The sequence below is a fragment of the Citrobacter sp. L55 genome, assembly GCF_002850715.1.
In the GTDB taxonomy this organism is placed as follows: domain Bacteria; phylum Pseudomonadota; class Gammaproteobacteria; order Enterobacterales; family Enterobacteriaceae; genus Citrobacter; species Citrobacter braakii.
In genome coordinates this window covers 33,992-51,958 of the sequence record NZ_KZ559405.1, presented here as the reverse complement: position 1 = coordinate 51,958, position 17,967 = coordinate 33,992, and the positions used below count along the sequence as shown (strand labels likewise).

At 48.2% G+C, this 17,967-nt stretch carries 14 protein-coding genes and 1 pseudogene; 7 read left to right on the top strand and 8 right to left on the bottom strand.

The window, feature by feature from the left end; genetic code table 11:
• From B9P82_RS15390 to B9P82_RS15380, 3 genes are all read left to right on the top strand, one after another.
• Positions 1 to 1,389: a diguanylate cyclase gene (locus B9P82_RS15390; protein ID WP_101700581.1), complete on the top strand. Its 1,389-nt coding sequence runs from the start codon at positions 1 to 3 to the stop codon at positions 1,387 to 1,389.
• A 219-nt stretch (positions 1,390 to 1,608) separates the two neighbouring features.
• Complete coding sequence (locus B9P82_RS15385; protein ID WP_101700636.1) at positions 1,609 to 2,703, top strand: 4Fe-4S binding protein; 1,095 nt, start codon at positions 1,609 to 1,611, stop codon at positions 2,701 to 2,703.
• A 183-nt stretch (positions 2,704 to 2,886) separates the two neighbouring features.
• The gene (locus B9P82_RS15380; protein WP_223307927.1) at positions 2,887 to 3,396 is read left to right on the top strand and encodes a hypothetical protein; all 510 of its coding nucleotides are present in this window, start codon (positions 2,887 to 2,889) and stop codon (positions 3,394 to 3,396) included.
• A 106-nt stretch (positions 3,397 to 3,502) separates the two neighbouring features.
• Here B9P82_RS15380 and foxA read toward each other — a convergent pair whose 3' ends face one another.
• The 7 genes from foxA to pepT all read right to left on the bottom strand — a co-directional run bounded on the left by foxA (position 3,503) and on the right by pepT (position 12,888).
• On the bottom strand, positions 3,503 to 5,611 hold the full coding sequence (foxA, locus tag B9P82_RS15375) for a ferrioxamine B receptor FoxA (protein ID WP_087121825.1): 2,109 nt from the start codon (positions 5,609 to 5,611) through the stop codon (positions 3,503 to 3,505).
• 121 nt (positions 5,612 to 5,732) lie between these two features.
• Entirely contained in the window at positions 5,733 to 6,716 is a 984-nt protein-coding gene (locus tag B9P82_RS15370; protein WP_032931274.1) for a helix-turn-helix transcriptional regulator, read from the bottom strand.
• A 286-nt stretch (positions 6,717 to 7,002) separates the two neighbouring features.
• Positions 7,003 to 8,571 carry a methyl-accepting chemotaxis protein gene (locus B9P82_RS15365; protein WP_101700580.1) on the bottom strand — a complete coding sequence of 523 codons (1,569 nt, stop codon included), beginning with the start codon at positions 8,569 to 8,571 and terminating at the stop codon, positions 7,003 to 7,005.
• A gap of 208 nt (positions 8,572 to 8,779) precedes the next feature.
• The gene (locus B9P82_RS15360; RefSeq protein ID WP_065554255.1) at positions 8,780 to 9,019 is read right to left on the bottom strand and encodes a hypothetical protein; all 240 of its coding nucleotides are present in this window, start codon (positions 9,017 to 9,019) and stop codon (positions 8,780 to 8,782) included.
• 91 nt (positions 9,020 to 9,110) lie between these two features.
• Positions 9,111 to 9,746, bottom strand: a complete 636-nt coding sequence (locus B9P82_RS15355; protein WP_046275632.1) for a DUF2913 family protein — start codon at positions 9,744 to 9,746, stop codon at positions 9,111 to 9,113.
• 527 nt (positions 9,747 to 10,273) lie between these two features.
• Positions 10,274 to 11,635: a C4-dicarboxylate transporter DcuC gene (gene dcuC / locus B9P82_RS15350; RefSeq protein ID WP_016151934.1), complete on the bottom strand. Its 1,362-nt coding sequence runs from the start codon at positions 11,633 to 11,635 to the stop codon at positions 10,274 to 10,276.
• Positions 11,632 to 12,888, bottom strand: a complete 1,257-nt coding sequence (gene pepT, locus B9P82_RS15345; protein WP_016155790.1) for a peptidase T — start codon at positions 12,886 to 12,888, stop codon at positions 11,632 to 11,634. Before pepT ends, dcuC begins: the two co-directional genes overlap by 4 nt.
• A gap of 1,318 nt (positions 12,889 to 14,206) precedes the next feature.
• Here pepT and B9P82_RS15335 point away from each other — a divergent pair.
• Positions 14,207 to 14,464, top strand: coding sequence for a YjhX family toxin (locus tag B9P82_RS15335; RefSeq protein ID WP_101700579.1), 258 nt, complete (start codon positions 14,207 to 14,209; stop codon positions 14,462 to 14,464).
• Between the two features lie 11 nt (positions 14,465 to 14,475).
• Positions 14,476 to 15,222 carry an SAM-dependent methyltransferase gene (locus B9P82_RS15330; protein WP_101700578.1) on the top strand — a complete coding sequence of 249 codons (747 nt, stop codon included), beginning with the start codon at positions 14,476 to 14,478 and terminating at the stop codon, positions 15,220 to 15,222.
• A 49-nt stretch (positions 15,223 to 15,271) separates the two neighbouring features.
• Here the strand turns inward: B9P82_RS15330 and B9P82_RS15325 are convergent, their stop codons facing one another.
• On the bottom strand, positions 15,272 to 15,835 hold the full coding sequence (locus B9P82_RS15325; protein ID WP_016151930.1) for a DJ-1/PfpI family protein: 564 nt from the start codon (positions 15,833 to 15,835) through the stop codon (positions 15,272 to 15,274).
• 468 nt (positions 15,836 to 16,303) lie between these two features.
• Between B9P82_RS15325 and B9P82_RS29010 the strand changes: the two are divergent.
• Both B9P82_RS29010 and B9P82_RS29005 read left to right on the top strand, forming a co-directional pair.
• Positions 16,304 to 16,802 (top strand): annotated as a pseudogene (locus B9P82_RS29010) (agmatine deiminase family protein).
• The gene (locus tag B9P82_RS29005; protein WP_246842133.1) at positions 16,774 to 17,148 is read left to right on the top strand and encodes an agmatine deiminase family protein; all 375 of its coding nucleotides are present in this window, start codon (positions 16,774 to 16,776) and stop codon (positions 17,146 to 17,148) included. The pseudogene B9P82_RS29010 and the gene B9P82_RS29005 overlap by 29 nt, the downstream one beginning before the upstream one ends.
• The last annotated feature ends 819 nt before the right edge of the window (positions 17,149 to 17,967 follow it).

Genomic DNA, 17,967 nt, shown 5'->3' with positions numbered 1-17,967 from the left:
ATGGAACAGGTTGAACCCGTAAACGACACATTACTCCTTACAGAATGGCAGGCGCTGTTACGTCAAACATCGCCTGAAGTTCACACGCTCCTGACATCGTTAAGCGATGAAGAGATCCGCCATTTAGTAACCGTTTTTTATGACTATATGCTCTCCCATGCGGAGAGCGCATTGTTCCTCAATACAGAACAGGTCAGTACCCGCCTCAGCGGCAGCATGTTTGACTGGCTGCGCAGCGTACTTGGCAGCGCCCACGAAGATCTCTCACAACTGCTGGCCAAACAGCGCAAAATTGGTGTGGTGCATGCCCGTATCGGCCTGCCCATCGATCTGGTAAACCGCGGCGCGCGCAAGCTGAAAGATGAGCTGTACAGGGTGTTAAAAACAAAGGCGGATTCCACTCCCGCCTTGCTGAGCGATGCTATCTGTTTCAGCAGTCTGGCAATGGATACTGCGCTGGAGGCCATGACGGTCTCCTATTCCCCCAGTTTTCAAAACTCTATGCACACGCAGGAGCAGTACCGTCTACAGACTATTTACGATGACGTTAACGTCGAGCGCGAGCGGCAAATCCGTTCGTTTACCGACTGGGAAAACCAGTTTATCTATAACATCGCCACCGGAATGCCTTTCGGTGAGATAGTGTTTCTGGCAAATTCTGACTTCGGTATGTGGTTATCACATAAGGGAAAACATATCCTCGGCAACAGCAATCTGCTGAATGAGATGGAATCACTGATTGCAGAGATCGACAGCCGTCTGACAACAACCCTGTCGCATCAGCATCAGCCGACAGAACCCGAGCGGATGAGCTTATTGCAGGATGTACGCCAGCTATCGGCAAAAATCCATTTCCTGCTCGCCTCAATGTTCGACGCGCTGGTTAAGCAGGAAAATGGTAAAGATTCGCTGACCCAGTTGCTTAATCGCCGCTTTATTCCGACCATCATGCGGCGCGAGATCTCGCTGGCGTTACATACGCGTAAGCCTTTTACCCTGGCGATGCTGGATATCGACTACTTCAAGCAAATTAACGATAACTTCGGGCATAATACTGGCGATCTGACGCTCAAAAACGTCGCGGCGGTCATTTACGATCATATCCGCAGCAGCGATTACGTGTTCCGCTACGGTGGCGAAGAATTTATGATTCTGCTCGTCGAGTCAGATGAAACACAGGCCAATATTATTCTGGAAACGCTGCGTATGAAAATTGCCGAGATGCGCATGGCAGCCTCAGCGACAGAAACGTTTTCTATTACCGTCAGTATTGGTATTGCCGAATATGACTATCATCCCGACTATAAACAGTTGGTTGATAAAGCCGATCGCGCACTTTATCTGGCGAAAAGTAATGGCCGCGACCGCGTTGAGGTTTATCAGGAATAATCGTTGCCCAGCAGAGAAATAAATACCCCGTTCAGGGTATTTATCTGACCTGTGATAAATATCGGGCTGTTATTATTTTTCAGGCATATTGGCATGAAGAAAATAACAGCCGCGTAATAAGATGCAAATCAAATACACCAAATCTGAATAGCGCTAGCATATCCCGGTGATGACGCCTTCTGAATGCAGAAGGGGAAATATGAGGGATACTATAAAACCATGAACGGGAAGATGAGAACGCGCTGGCAGCGCCGCCCAGGCACGACCGGGGGTAAACTGCCGTGGAATGACTGGCGCAACGCCAGCAGCTGGCGAAAAGCCACCCAGTTTCTCCTGCTGGCTATCAATATTTATATTGGCGTGGCGTTCTGGTATTGGGTCCGCTATTTCGAAACCGCCGGCACCAGCGTTTATATTCCAAGGCCCGGCGGTATTGAGGGATGGCTGCCGATAGCGGGTTTGATGAATTTCCGCTATACGCTAGAGACCGGTTTTCTTCCGCCCATCCATGCCGCCTCTATGCTGCTGTTAGTTGCGTTTATCCTGATTAGCCTGTTGTTAAAAAAAGCCTTCTGTTCATGGTTATGCCCGGTGGGGACGCTTTCCGAACTGCTCGGTAATCTGGGGAGAAAATTATTCGGTCGTAACTTTACGCTACCGCGCTGGCTGGATATCCCGCTGCTCAGCCTGAAGTATCTGCTGCTGAGTTTCTTCTTGTATATCGCCCTGTCGATGCCCGCCCAGGGGATTCAGTACTTTCTGACGTCAGCCTATGGAATCATCATCGATGTGAAGATGCTCGATTTCTTTCGCCATATTGGCTCCGCCACGCTCATCTCCGTGGTCGTTATCAGCCTCCTGAGCCTGTTTATTCGCAACGCCTGGTGTCGTTATCTGTGTCCTTACGGCGCACTGCTTGGTCTGTTCTCGCTGTTCTCGCCGTTTAAAATCCGCCGCAACGCCGACAGTTGCATTGATTGCGGGAAATGCGCGAAAAATTGCCCATCGAAAATCCCGGTCGACAGACTGATTCAGGTGCGTACTGTGGAATGCACTGGCTGCATGACCTGTGTTGAATCCTGCCCGGTGGCTTCAACATTGAGCTTTTCCCTGCAGACACCGCCGGGTGCAAAAGGCAGCGGTAAAGCGTTATGGCGACAAACGGCACTGTCGGGTATTGCCATGACAATACTGGTGCTGGGGATTCTGTTTGCCACCATTGGTTACGCGGTTTATGCCAACGTCTGGGATACGCCGGTGCCGGATCACCTGTATTTCCAGTTGATCCCGAAAGCAAAAATGATCGGCCATTAATTCTTTACCAGTATGTTCAAAACCCCTGCCAATTCTGGCAGGGTTTCCTGCCTGTAACGCCATTTTAAGACTATTGCACTTGTGTCATCGTGCCCCCGTTTATACAACCTTAAATATCACCCGTAATCATTTTTTTATTATGTTATGGGCGACTGGGACCACAATAATGAACGGGATAACATCATGACTAAAATAAAACTGGCGCTGCTTTTACCTCTGTTTCTGGCGGGTTGTACGGTAAGCGATGGAGAATTAAGAAACGCTTACGCTCAGCGTTATCAGCAGCCCGCCGCTTATGTCGATATCTATAAACAGAAAATAGCAGGCATGGATATTAATGCGCTGGCCCAATATGCCGCAGCAGAAGATAAGAAAAAAATGCGTGGGCAGCCAAGGCTGAAAATCGACGAATTCATTACCATTGAAAATGTGCAGGCGAAAGGAAACCGGGTGGTCTACGATTACTCGCTGTCCGAGAGCTGGCTGGCGCTGTCCGCAGATAAACAGCGTGAAAAGCAGACCAATATGAATAAAGACCTGATCTACCGTACCTGCTCGCTGGAAACGGTACGTCTGGCGCAGGCGAAAGGGTTGGAAGAAGAGCATAACTATTACAGCCAGTACCCAGACAAAGTCGCCTTTACCCTGAGAACCAGCGCACAGATTTGTATGCAAAACGGTTTTACACAATAACCGCAATCCCTCAGCCTGATGGCGCTGCGCTTATCAGGCCTACAATTTGCACGCATCTGTAGGCTTGATAAGACGCCAGCGCCGCCATCCGGCTAAAAAATGATACTCAGAACTTCCATGAAACGCTGCCGACAATGCTGCGCTCGGCGCCGAAGTAGCAGTATGAGAGCGAATTACAAGCCGCAACGTAGCGCTTGTCGGTCAGGTTGTTGACGTTCAACTGAGCGCTCAACCCTTTAATACCGATATTCGTTAAGTCGTAGCCAATTGCCATATCCACCAGCGTGTAGGACGGCAGAGTGTGAGTATTCAGGCGATCGCTGGCAATACCGTTGACATAACGCACGCCTGAGCCCAGCGTCAGGCCATCCAGCGGACCGCTTTTCACATCGTAGCTCAGCCAGGTACTGGCCTGGTTACGCGGCGCGTACACTGCACGCTTACCCTGCTCTTCCGGGCTGCTTTTCTTATAGCGAATGTCGGTATAGGTATACGCCGCCTGCAGACGGAAGCTCTCCGTCAATTGGCTAATGGCCTCCAGCTCTACCCCTTCAGACTCAATTTCCCCAATCGAGCGGTACGGATCGGTCGGCTCTTCTTTGGTGGCGATATTCGTCTGATTGATACGGAATACCGACGCGCTGAACTGACTGTTGAGTCCTTCCGGCTCATATTTCAGCCCGGCTTCCCACTGCTTGCCTTTCATCGGATCCAGCAGATTGCCGTTCTCATCGGCAAAGCTGGTTGGCGTAAAGGCGGTGGAATAACTCACATACGGCGCAAAGCCGTTATCGAACAAATAGAGCAGCGCAGCACGGGTGCTGAAGTTGTTTTTGTCCAGATCGCTGCGGGTATCGTTGATCTTATCAATGTTAGAAACGCTCACCTGATCGTAGCGACCGCCGAGCGTAATACGCCAGCGATCCCATGACATCTGATCCTGCAAATAGTAGCCTGTCTGGCGCAGCTTGTGCTTCTCACGCGCATACATGTTGATGTAATCAGGCTGCGCGCCGTATACCGGGTTAAAGGCGTCAATCGGCGGGAATGCACCGTAGTAACCGGTGGTATTGTTGCTGCGATCCTGATAGTCGATCCCCACCAGCACACGGTGGTTGACCTGCCAGGTATCAAAGCTGCCGTCGAGTTGGTTATCCAGCGTAATCGCTGACATTTTTTCATCGGAGCCGGAGTAGCCGCGGTTAAGCTCGGTTTCATTCAGCCAGCCCGCCGCATACACCTGATTCAGCTCAACGTCGGTATGCAGGTAGCGCAGTTTTTGCCGCACCGACCAGCCGTTATCAAACAGGTGCTCAACGTTGTAGCCCACCATGTTTTCACGGCGATCGTATTTGTCGTAATCATCCTCGCCTTCGTAAAAGGTGTTGGAGATCTTTTGCCCGTAATGTGGAACCACGGTGCCGTCATACGGCAGACCGGAGTGGCTTCCGCCTTCCGGGTCACGGTGCAGATAAGCCATCAGATCCAGACGCGTCTGGTCGGTGATGCGCCAGGTCAGGCTGGGCATCAGCGCATAACGTTCTTCCTTCAATGGGCCAAACTGCGAGTCCGCGTAACGCGTCATTCCACTCAGTCGTGCCGCCACGCGATCGTTATCATCCAGCGCCCCGGTGACGTCAAACGCCGCGCCGCGCTGGTTATTGTTGCCAGCAAACAGTTTCACTTCTCCGCCGGCATCAAACGACGGCTTACGTGATGTCAGCGCGACAATACCGCCCGGAGAAGAACGGCCATACAGTACGGAAGCCGGGCCGCGTACCACTTCGATATCTTCGAGGAACCACGGATCAACCACCAGCGAGCTGTGTGAGTTGGTGTCCCCCATCATCTTCAGGCCATCGAGATAGACGTTGTCCAGACTACCATCCGAGAAACCACGTAGCACAATATAGTCAAAGCGGTTGGAGGCACCAATCTGATTGCTGTACACCCCCGGCGTATAGCTCACGGCCTGGCGCACGCTGGTTGCGCCCTGCTCTTCAAACTGTTCACGGGTAATGATCGATACCGACTGAGGCGTTTCAAGATCCGGTGTGGCGAGCTTCGTGGCCCCGCTTTGCATTTGCGAGGTGACAACCACCGTATCGTTTTTTGTTGTTTCCTGCGCCAGCAGAGGAAAAGCCACGCTACCGGTCACCCATCCCACCACTAGCGCCAACCGAGTCTTCGCGAACATGAATATCTCCAAAGGCATGTCTAATTGTAAGTGAGAATTATTACCTTTTTGCTAACGGAGATAGCTATGCAGGATGCCAGGTTGCCTATGCGCAGTGCCAAATTGTCGGGAAGGCACGTGCGCAAAACGTAAAAATGGATTAGCAAAGTTTGAGCACATCGCCAGGCGAAAAGCCGTAACGACGCCGAAATGCGGTGGAGAAGTTGGTAGCATGTTGATAACCCGACATCCAGGCCGCCTGCTGTACGCTGTATCCTTCCAGTAAATAGCCGCGCGCGCGTTCCAGACGGCAATCACGCAGGTAGTCAAAGACGGAACAGCCATAGGCCGCACGGAACTTGCTGCGCAGGCTGCTGGGGCTCATCGCCGCGCGTTGGGCCAGGGCATTGAGGGTGTAGTCATTCTCGGGACTCTGCTCCAGAAGACGACGAACGACCTCCAGCCGCTGCTGTTCACCGCTTGCCGCAAGCCGCTTGCCACTCTCGACCTGACACACGCTGAGGCCATGGCCGAACAGTTGTAATATCAGCCCTTCCAGCATCAGTTGGCGAGAAACATGGCCGATCGTGCTCCGCTGCGCATACTGCAGGCCGCTGAGTAAAAACCCCGGCACCTGCCAGATAAGCGTCGGCGTTTCGCATCTTTCCCACTCACGCATCAACGATTCGAGCAACCCCGTGCGCCACGCGCCGTCGGGATACAGACCGAGCGATAACGTGCGCAGTTTGCAGTCAGCATGATGGCGGGCACGCATCGTCTGATGCTCGCTCAGACGTGAGCTAAACGCCATCCCGGAACGTACCACATGCTCCTGCCCGTTGAGCGTCAGGATGACGCAGCCTTCCAGAACCACCAGCATATACAGAGGACTGCTGTGGCGGGAGGTGGTTTCGTAGGGTTGTAGCACCTGCACATCAGAGTGCGTGACACACATCCCGCAGGGGAGCGTCATCTCCTCAACCTCACCCTGCAGAACGGGGCTGCAAGACGACAAATCCGGCTTTTGCGCCAGCAGGGGAAAACGGTAATCGATCCCGTAACGCTCACCAAAATCCATAAACTCGCTGACGGAGAAGGTGCGGGCTACGCGTCTGGACGTATTCAGGGCGGTGGTGTTGTTCATGCTGTCTTCTGCACAGGAAATGGGATTAACGGTTGATAACTGAAGCAACATTACCATTACCTGTACAACACAACAATAATAATGAGAATTATTATCAACATGACGTATGCGATTTCAAATCGCGCTGGAGAACGTCATTCCCGATATTTTTCTCGCGCAGCTCATCAGGCAACATTGACACCTGATGAGCTGCGGTCTGTGAGCCATGTGCAGCTCAACCTTTCTCACTGTCATAAACGGGCACGTCAAACGCACCACGATACCCGCCGAGTTTGTACTCTACTTATTATGCTGAAGGCTGGTTTTCCTCCACCTGGAACACCGCCACAGCCTGGGATAGCATTGCCGACTGCTCTTCCACACTGCCTGTCGTGGCGGCAATCTCCTCAACCAGCGAGGCGTTTTGCTGAGTCACTTGCTCCATTTGCGTTACCGCAACCCGGATCTGTTCGATGCCGCGACTCTGTTCCCCTGAGGCTCCAGAGATATCTTCCATTAAGACATTAATGTTGCGTATTGCCTTCGCAATATCCGCCATCATGGCGCCACTGTTTTCGGCTATCTCTACCCCTTCCTTAACGCTAATTGCCGCTTTGGCAACCAGTTCACTGATTTCTTTCGCCGAGGAGGCGCTGCGCTGAGCAAGCGTTCGGACTTCACTCGCCACAACGGCAAACCCACGCCCGGACTCACCAGCGCGTGCGGCTTCCACCGCCGCGTTTAATGCCAGGATATTGGTTTGAAAAGCAATACTATCAATAACATTGGATATTTCGTTCACGCCTTGCGCATTACGGCTGATCAGGTGAATTTTCTCAACCATATCACTCATTAAACGCTCGCCACGCAATGCCATTTCCGTGCTTTCGCTGGTCATGACGGATGCCTGATGTGACTTATCAGTATTATTTTTTGTTGTCACTGAAATCTGTTCCATACTGGCCGCCGTTTCAACGACTGCCGCAGCCTGCTGTTCCGTTCTGGTTGATAAATCGGAATTACCGGAAGCAATTTCCTGCATACCGATATTAATAGACTCAACGCCATCGCGAATAGTGCTGACAGTCTCCCGCAGGCCTTTTTGCATATTATGCAAATTTAAGCACAGTACGCCGATTTCATTGTTACCCGACACCTTAACAGGATGGCTGAGATCGCCTTTACCAATCCGCGCAAAATGCTCAGAAACGATTTTTAAAGGCTGAATGATGGTCCGGTTCAACCAGAAATTACAGATAAAGAAGATAAGTACCGTAATGACCAGGATCACGGATACTTTCAGGATCGAGGTATTAAACTGAACGTGTGTTTGTGCAACGATCTTCTCACCAATCAGCATTGTTGATTTGTAATAATTCGTCACTTCGTTATCGAAATTTTTGCGAGCCGCGAGCAGTTCCGCATTAGCATTTTCTTGTGCATTAATAATACTGTTGCTGGAAAGCATCTGATTTAATGTATCAATAGACTTTTGCTCAGCATTCATTTGTTGCTCAAAAGCCGTTCTGATGACTTTACCGATTTGCGGATCGTCAGCCGTCAATCCAGGAATACCCCAGAAAATATCGAACTGTTTTCTGGCATACGCCATCTGTTCTTGCATTTGATTCACTGTCTGTCGGGCATCGGTCGCATTATGTTGTTGAATATTATCACGAACGCTTCTGACTTTATAAACAGCCTCAACGACCTTATGCAGGGTATCCTGCTCCTTAATGATGTTATGTAGTAATAACGTATTTTTTTGATTTCCTTTGAGATCAACTAACTCAAATCCATTGGAAAAGAACTGCATGAAGGTAAATAACAACAGCAATAATAACAGGCTGGTTTTAATTCTCATATTCTTTAACATTTAAACATCTCCATAACAATAAAAATCCTCTACGACTTAATTGTTATCGACACATCACGCAATACCTTAACCTGTAAAATGGTTAATTATTAGAAAGTTTCCACATTCATTCTTAGGTAATAAATTAATTACTCACGGGGACATACTGCGATAAACAGCAGCCCTCTAACATTGGCAAAAATAAGGCCAAAACCATTCAACATTAATATTATTTATGGATATAAACGGTAATGTCTTTCTGACTATCGACAGGCACCCGCACCCAGGACAACGAATCGACGGTGATCGGTGCCATTTCATTTTCTAAACGTAACAACGGCGTGCTGGCGTCTGGCACACCTGTACTTTCAGTTATCTCGAGAACGCCCCGAAAAGAAATGGACACACTGTCTGGAATATCAGACAACCTCATCCATTCGTTGGCAATCACTAACTTTCGAGTAAACATTCGCTGTCCTTGGCGCGTGGTTTCTATCCGATAAATTTACAAGTTGATCAATCTATTCTTTGCATTAACAGCACATTGTTCACATCGTCAGTTAAGCATTACTTACCAGAAGAAAATGGAAGTGATAAAACTCATTTGAAACGTGTTTTACAAATTCAGCCGGAAGGTTATGTTTAATGAACGTTAACTTTGCAAACTCAACATCGCCATATACCCGGATACAGAAGGGTTTGACAATCTCACCCTGCACGCCAAAACACGCCTGCAGCCGAGTGTCATCCATAAAAATAAAATTACCTTCTCTTACCTTAATCTTTTCATGCAGATCTCGCCATTTCTCTGGCGTAAGCAGAAAGCTTTCCCAGCCATTATTTCTCAACACCTCAATCGTATGAGTAAACTTAAAATAGTCGTTTTGCATCGATACATCGCCACTCGAAGTCGAGTATAGATATTCTATTTTAAATTTAAGTTGTGCATTGAGGCTTTTTTTCTTGCCTTCATCAATTAACCATTGAAGTTCATTGACTACGTTCCTTGAGAAGAGTTTTCTTTTTTTAGCGATGGCCAGCCATTGCATAATAAAAAGATGCTCTGACATTTTAGAATGAATCTTACGGTCCCGTATTGCGATACCAATTGCTACCAATGCACTCCAGGTAAACGCTTCCAGGTCATCCTGATAATGGTGTCGTAACGTACTAACTTTTCCTGAATCCCTTACCACTTAAACCTGCCCAAATAAATCATTATTACATGTAAATCTTGCATTATTTCATTTTAAAAAATACTACAACTAAAAACATCAAAATATGATCCAGATTAATTAATCCCTATGTAATAAAATTGCAAACTTAACACATCACTCTTATTAATCATTGATGCCCGGATGGCTCAGCGATAAATAATAAGAATTATACGATAAAGATAAAAACTAATAATACTCACAGGTTATCAATTCCACCTACTGTTAAAAATATGATCATCATAAAACTTCAAAAATTGCTGATTAGAAGAAATATCCTGATAGTTTTGACCATACACCCCAGACAAACACCCATTCCAACGCTAAACAGCCATTAAACATCCTAATGGAATCGCATTTTATCCTCCGCTGAGCGACAGACAGCCTCACAGTAGCAGGCCAGGCTTTTTATACAGGTATCAGTAATATTAACGCTTTTAAATTTCGCCTAATTCAAAAAGCCAACATCCGGATTCAATGAACCGGAAGTTGGCTTGTCGCTGGTACGGTTAATAGAAAATACCGATGATCAGGGTGTGAGTAACGAACCCCACAATCAGCGGTACGGCGGTACGCTTCACCACATCGAATGGGGTTATTTTCGCTCCGCTGGAAACGGCAATCACGACGCCGGATACCGGTGAAATGGCCCGTCCCATATGCGATGCCTGCTGCATCGGCAGGATCATGGCAACGGCGTTAGCGCCCATACTGGCGGCAATTTGCGGGATGAGCTCAACGAAGGCGAGGAATGGCGCATTCCCCGACCCCATAATGATCGCCGCGGCCAGCGTCACCAGCGCAAATACTACCGCCATGGCAAACGGCGGTAATCCCACGTGTTCGGCCATCAGAATGAGCTGATCGATCGCACCGATGACTTTAATTCCGTGAGCAAAAACCCCTGCCGCAACCAACAGTCCAACCACACCGGTAAACGCAGTGCCCATTCCTTTCAGGAAATGGCTGAAACCTTCGCAGACCGACTTTAAATCACGCACTCGCAGCCATTCAATCAGCATACAGATGGTCATTGAAATGAGGACAATGGTGATAATATTCAGGTTGATACCCCTGACGAACATTTCGGATGATCCTACTGCCATCAGTATCGGAAGCATGGGGAGCAGCGCGTAAAAAGCCGGGGATTTTCCTGAATCAGTCACTTCTGCGCTACCGATTTCCCGCGGTAACGTCCCTGCTTTACGGTCGCAATGCCGCTGCCAGAAAAAATGGCACACGCCGACAACCAGAACCGTTGCCAGCGCGGCGGGTCCCTGGTGGTAAACAACATATTCCACTACATCCATATTCACTGCTTTAGAGCCCCTGATAGCATCGATTGCCGTCGGGGTGTAAGCCACGCCAAGCGAAGTAGCAATGACCCCGGCAGCCGAGGCCGCTGAGAGCCCTAACCCCAGCATAATGGGGAACATCGTCCCCATCAGCAACACGGCAAGCCCGGTTGCAGAAGGAATGGCCAACTGCAGGAGGCTGGCGAGCAGGTAGGAGAAAAAGAGGAGCACATAGGGCGAACGCAGCGCCCGTAAGGGTTTCGTTACTACCCGCACGACCGCCTCATTTGCGCCGATATGATCCATGTAATGCGCAAATCCCATTAACGCCATGATCATCAGGCCGAGATCGGCGGCGCGCGTGCTGAAGAGATCGCGCATTACCTCGAAAGGATCGAGAAAGGAAATTCCCGTACTGGCAACCCCCTTCGGTAATACGGAACCCCATCCGGTTAACGCGGTGCAAATCATCAAGACTAAGCCCGCAATGAAGAGCACCGGTTCAGCGCGGTAACCTTTCAGAATCAGACGCGCGACCACCACGATCACCAGAAGTGCGATTAACACCTGAATCATGACTGAGCTCTCCGCTGCGCGAACTCAGTATAAGTTTCCTCAATCACCGCCACCACCACATCACTGGCAGCCCGCAGAGAACGCACCGGCAGATACTCATAAATTGAATGGAAGTTATGAGCACCGGTAAAAATATTCGGGCACGGCAATCCTTTCTGCGACAGTACCGCGCCATCATACCCGCCACGCATGGCGACAGGTGCGGGCGTTATGCCGCATTTCTGATACGCGCGGAATGCAATATCAATCGGGTAGTGAGCGTCCCCCTGCAAACTGTTCAACACATTCGCGTAGCGATCGGCTAAATGACAGACCACGCTGTTTTCCCCCCACAGGGCACAGGTGCTGACGGCAAGCTGGCGAATAAACGCCATACGCGCCTTATAACCTTCTTCACTGAAATCGCGGATATCCAGCTTAAGTACCGTGCGGGCGCTGTTACCCTGTAGCTGTTTTACCCAGTAATACCCTTCGCGCCCTTCCGTATATTCAGGCGCTTCTCCCCCTGGGAGCATGGCAATAAACTTATGCGCCATCAGCAGCGAATTCTTTAACTTACCTTTGGCCGACATCGGGTGTGCGGACTGGCCGGTAAAGATGATTTCCGCATCGCCCGCATTCCAGTTCTCGTAAACAAACTCACCGATACCGCAACAATCCAGGGTATAGCCAAAATCAGCACCAAACGCGGCAACATCAAACGCTTTTGCGCCACGCAAGCCCTGTTCCTCATCCGGGACAAAACCCACTTTTACCGGCCCATGTTTTATTTCCGGGTGTGCGACCAGATACTCAAGAGCATTCATAATCGCGGCGATGGCTGCTTTATCATCAGCGCCCAACAGACTGGTCCCGTCGGTCACCAGTAGGTCATCACCGATATAATTTTTCAGTTCCGGAAATTCACTTTCGCGCAGGTAAATATTCAGCTCTTTGTTCAGGCATAAATCCCCGCCGTGATAATGCAGGCGCTGTGCTTTGGTGTCTGCCGTCTGTTCCGCACTGGTATCCAGATGACCAAAAAAAGAGACCACCGGGATCGTGTCATCAGTATTTGCAGGTAAGGTTGCCGTCACTATAGCGGTATCCCTGACCTCAATGTTTTCCATTCCTAATGCTTCAAGTTCTGCTGCAAGCAGTTTTGCCAGTTCCATTTGACCAGGAGAAGAAGGCATTATCCCATTAGCGCCGTTTTCCCTTGATGTCGTGGTATTGATTTTCGTGTAGTTAATAAAGCGTTCAACAATATCCATTCCAGGAGATCCTTTAATGTATCATTTATGAGGTACTGCGAGAGGTATTCTGCATGCAGCGTGGAGTAAATAATCTGAGAACCAAATAAAATCAGCGTTCATCCCAGAACGCTGATTTTATGGGCATTACGACAACGATTTATATAAAGGAAGATAAAAAGGCTAGTGATTATACCTGCGATTAAAAAACTCCTTTCTGATTGATTAAATCATATTCCCTGTCTGTTTTTACTGCTATTTCCCATGGTGTTAAGCTAACAGAAGTCATAAACGGCATCCCTATACCTATGAGATAATAGAAATCATTTAGATTCCTGTACTCTGTACTGGCATAAGACATACCATCGCTATATTTTTTTAATGAACGAATACTGTATCAGCAACATGCAACCGTTTGCACCTCTCTACAAATAGCCACTTCGCGCACTAAAATCCGTGAACAAAATCACAATTACCTCAAAAGCAAAAAACTTCTATCGCGCTGAAAAAAAGGCAGTTATAAGGAAAGCTATATAATACCCACATAAACATAGCCAGAACCATACTATTCACTATGAAATAGATTCAGGCTGATACTATTTCAATATTGCCGTAGTGGTCAGTAGAGCTAAATCGGCGTAACCAATAATGTGAACATCAATAACGATAATATTAAAATTTCCATTTATGACGATAAGCCAAATAATATGCAGGCAAAAAAAAACCTCTCCCCCGAGAAGAGATTCAGGGCAGAGGTAATACGGGTGTTAAGGACATACTTATAGTTTTAATGATAACAGAAGCGCTTCTTGCAGGACCGAGTATACACACTTAGTCACGTTAAGAAAATTCTTAAAAACATTAAATTGCAAATTTCATTTAAAACCACAATTATGATAAAGGAGCATTTATCAAAGAACAAAATTAACCAGCAAAAAGAGTAAATCATACTAATCAATGAGGTGATAAAAAAAGAATAGCAATGCTGTATGGCTACCGATAGCGTTTCTGGCAACGCTGAAACATTAAATTAATTTAATGAATAAATGCGATTTACATAACGAGAATTAAAAAGTCATTAAATAAAAGAAATACAATTTCTCGTTACAGATCACACTTCCACTACAAGGAGGTTCCCCTACTGTTTCTTGCAGGTATTATTCAGCATGTAAATACCTTTCAACTCAACCCGAGGCTTTGATGCTGGAGAATGTAATCATCTGATAATCAGCTTCCCGACCTTTTCAGGCCGGACTGGTTATCAATGCGCCGAATTCGAATGCGGACACCGCTGTGTGTTTGCACGTTTTGCACATGATGATTAAACAGGTTTTCCAGTATGAATTTATCCCGTCAGGAACAACGTACCTTACACGTTCTCGCCAAAGGTGGCCGTATTGCTCACGTCCGCGATGCCTCTGGCCGCGTCACTTCCGTCGAATGCTTTAGCCGTGAAGGGTTGCTGCTCTGCGACTGCACGCTCGAGGTGTTCAAAAAGCTCAGAACCAAGAAACTGATCAAATCCGTCAATGGTCAGCCCTACCGTATTAATACGACCGGCCTGAACAACGTTCGCGCCCAACTTGATAATCGCTAAAGGAGAGAGAGATGGATATCCCGAAGATTTTTACCATCAGCGAAAGCGCACATCGCATTCATAATCCGTTCACCGCAAAGAAATACGCCACGTTAGGCCAGGTTTTACGGATGGCACCGGGAACACGCATTCTGGACCTCGGCAGCGGTTCGGGTGAGATGTTGTGCACCTGGGCACGCGATCACGGTATTTCCGGCGTTGGTATCGATATGAGCCGGCTGTTCAGTGAGCAAGCCACCCTGCGGGCCAAAGAGTTGGGAGTCAATGAGCACGTGCGTTTTATTCATGCCGATGCAACAGGTTATATCGCCGAAGAAAAATTCGATATTGCCGCCTGCGTTGGTGCTACCTGGATTGCCGGCGGCGTCGCTGGAACAGTCAGACAACTGGAACAAAGTCTCAAACCAGGCGGAATTATGCTCATCGGCGAACCGTACTGGCGTCAAATACCCGCCACGGAGAAGATCGCCCAGGCTTGCGGCGCGACTTCAGTGACTGATTTTCTTTCTCTGCCAGAGCTCGTTTCATCTTTCGACCTGCTCGGTTATGACGTGGTGGAAATGGTACTGGCTGACCAGGAGGGTTGGGACAGATACGAGGCGGCCAAATGGCTGACGATGCGCCGGTGGCTGGAGGCAAATCCGGACGATGAATTTGCCCCGGAAGTCAGAGAGCAACTGAGGAGTTCACCAACACGCCACGTAGCCTTCACCCGGGAGTACATTGGTTGGGGCGTATTCGCACTCATACAGAGGTAATATCTACAGTCGGTATAACCAGGCAGGTTATACCGACTTTTTTCATCGCTTACTTCATTAATACTTCAACAAATTTAGCCAGCCATTGCGGATGCGCGGGCCATGCAGGCGCGGTAATCAGATTGCCATCCACGTGGGCTTGATCAATGCCGATATCTGCGTAATGCCCGCCGCTCAGACGAACTTCTGGCGCACAGGCCGGATAGGCGCTACAGGTCCGGTTTTCTAACACCCCCGCCGCCGCTAACAGCTGAGGTCCATGACAGACCGCGGCGATAGGCTTACCGGCAGCGTTGAAATCTTGCACCAGCTTAATGACATCCGGATTCAGCCGGAGATATTCCGGAGCACGTCCGCCGGGGATCAGCAGCGCGTCGTAATCGGTGGCCCGCGCCTCGGCAAAATTTGCATTCAGCGTAAAACGATGGCCCGGTTTTTCACTGTAGGTCTGCGCCCCATCAAAATCATGAATAGCGGTTTGAACGTAGTCCCCCTGACTTTTATCCGGACAGACGGCATCAACACGATGGCCCAGCATCTGCAATGCCTGAAAAGGCACCATCGTTTCATAATCTTCGACATAATCGCCGACCAGCATCAGTATCTTCTTCATTCACATCCCCCGCTCACGGTTATTAATGATGAGAAATAACGGCCATCTTTACTATAGCCCACGCATTTCACGACATTAATAAATACCGCAGAACAATCGGCCAGATCACAATCTGCATCAAGGCCCGCCAGACAGGGCCTCAGTGCAAGCTGACATTGCAAAACAGAGTTAATAAATATAAATTATATATAAATATATAGTTGAGAGGTTTTAATATCAGCCAGTACCACTCATTATATAAAATAAAGCGATTGCAACGTATATCTCCTGTGCTATATTCCGTCTGAAATTTACCGACGGACGTTTTATTTATTATTTAATAAATAAAATGCGCGCGCTCGTTATTATCTATTATTATTTTATTCACCTGCAGTAAGGTGAACATACGCAAAGGTTATTCCCATGATGACAAGACGTTCGTTCATCTGACAAGGTTTGGTGACATCAACAGGTACGCTACTCGCCAGCATGGCTGGTATCAGCTTGAGTCAACTTGCCCGCGCAGCAGAGAACCGCAGTTGGCTAATGACGGATGAAGGTGCGCCGCATACGGCAACCTGGATGGCGTTTGATGCCAGTGCAGAGATCCGGGAGCCTCATCTGCTGCCGATAGTGCAAGAAAATCTGGCATTGGTCGCCAAAACCATCGCGGCATTTGAACCGGTGCATATGCTGGTTCGCGAAGAAGACAGCGAACTCGCCGCGCGCCTGTGCGGGCCGTCGGTCAATCTGTTGGTTCACCCGATCGACGATCTGTGGATCCACCGGGCTGGTATTTGTAAAAAGCGCCAACGGCGCGCTCGGCGGTGTGGGATTTAATTTCAATGGCTGGGGCAATAAGCAGGAGCACGAACGTGATGCCGATGTGGCTGAATTCGTCACCGACTACGCTCAGGCCGAATTTATCCGCTCGGCGCTCCCCCTTGGAGGTGGTGGTATTGAGGTGGACGGTGGTGGCGGGTCTTGAGCAGGATCCATCCTCCTTTGACTACACCATCACCCGACGTCATCTGGAAATATTATGCGCCGCCACGGATGCCAAAGATCGGCACCTGGAGTTGGTGACGCTTGAAGGGCCGACCACCATCCGTCAGACATATGCGAGTGATAATTTCGCCGCGGGCTACATCAACTTTTATCGCTGTAATAACGCCGTGATTGCACCACAATTTGGCGATAAGCGCACTGACCGCAGCACCTACGCTATTTTGCAGGAGCTGTTTGCCGAGCATGAGATTATTCAACTGAATATTGATGGCATTGCAGCTGCCGGCGGTGGCATTCACTGCGCGACGCAGCAGCAGCCTCGTTAGTGGTTGATTATGCTAGCAGGGATTCTGGCGGATTACATGTAAAACAGAGATAGCGTACCTACCGGATGTATTCTGTTTTGCAACCTCACGACGTGAGGTAAATGCAAACAGGATACAACTCTTATCATCAATTATTCTTTCCTGCCTGAAGATAATTTCGGAAAAGAGAAATAAAAGTATACTTTCATTATCCGAAAATTAGATATTTCGAATAAAGAAAAACAAAGTCATCACAAGATAATACTCACATCACATAAGTGAAAAATTCTGCTTTAATATGCTTTAAAAAAGAAAGGCCGTTCAGTTCAGCCTCAGGTAAGTTATCGAGTTCCCACGGATAACACTTATCGCAACTACCAATCATAATAGTCATTTTATTATTGACTTAGATCAATCTACATGAACAACATTCAACCCTCTATGAAAACATAGCATATTAAATTAAGATAAATTCACATCGCGAATAAATCAGGTATACTCATAACGAATTTTTTATGTTCTGTGAGAAGGGCCCCTCTGGTAACCGCACTGTTGATCATTTCACCATGGCTTACTCCGTATGAAGGCTCAACAACTTCGTTTACGTAAACAGCATAAATCATTTAAAAACAAATAGTTCACATTAAAAAAATCATAAAACAAAGTGGATGTTTTTTATTTCGCCACCAATAGTAACAACACGAAATTAATACACCACTTAGTATTTTGATTCTATTGTATTACCGGGGTAAAAGTTATCACGTCATAAAAAATACAGAATTTAATTTTGCCCTATATGAAATCGCTACTTATGCGAAATTTAATCACCATACAGCTTTT

Excerpts from the sequence above, each read along its gene's own strand:
- B9P82_RS15330 (WP_101700578.1), top strand. The coding sequence starts at position 14,476 with ATGGATATCCCGAAGATTTTTACCATCAGCGAAAGCGCACATCGCATT.
- dcuC (WP_016151934.1), bottom strand. The coding sequence starts at position 11,635 with ATGATTCAGGTGTTAATCGCACTTCTGGTGATCGTGGTGGTCGCGCGT.
- B9P82_RS15380 (WP_223307927.1), top strand. The coding sequence starts at position 2,887 with ATGACTAAAATAAAACTGGCGCTGCTTTTACCTCTGTTTCTGGCGGGT.
- B9P82_RS15335 (WP_101700579.1), top strand. The coding sequence starts at position 14,207 with ATGAATTTATCCCGTCAGGAACAACGTACCTTACACGTTCTCGCCAAA.
- B9P82_RS15365 (WP_101700580.1), bottom strand. The coding sequence starts at position 8,571 with ATGTTAAAGAATATGAGAATTAAAACCAGCCTGTTATTATTGCTGTTG.
- pepT (WP_016155790.1), bottom strand. The coding sequence starts at position 12,888 with ATGGATATTGTTGAACGCTTTATTAACTACACGAAAATCAATACCACG.
- foxA (WP_087121825.1), bottom strand. The coding sequence starts at position 5,611 with ATGCCTTTGGAGATATTCATGTTCGCGAAGACTCGGTTGGCGCTAGTG.
- B9P82_RS15385 (WP_101700636.1), top strand. The coding sequence starts at position 1,609 with ATGAACGGGAAGATGAGAACGCGCTGGCAGCGCCGCCCAGGCACGACC.
- B9P82_RS15325 (WP_016151930.1), bottom strand. The coding sequence starts at position 15,835 with ATGAAGAAGATACTGATGCTGGTCGGCGATTATGTCGAAGATTATGAA.
- B9P82_RS15390 (WP_101700581.1), top strand. The coding sequence starts at position 1 with ATGGAACAGGTTGAACCCGTAAACGACACATTACTCCTTACAGAATGG.
- B9P82_RS15360 (WP_065554255.1), bottom strand. The coding sequence starts at position 9,019 with ATGTTTACTCGAAAGTTAGTGATTGCCAACGAATGGATGAGGTTGTCT.
- B9P82_RS15370 (WP_032931274.1), bottom strand. The coding sequence starts at position 6,716 with ATGAACAACACCACCGCCCTGAATACGTCCAGACGCGTAGCCCGCACC.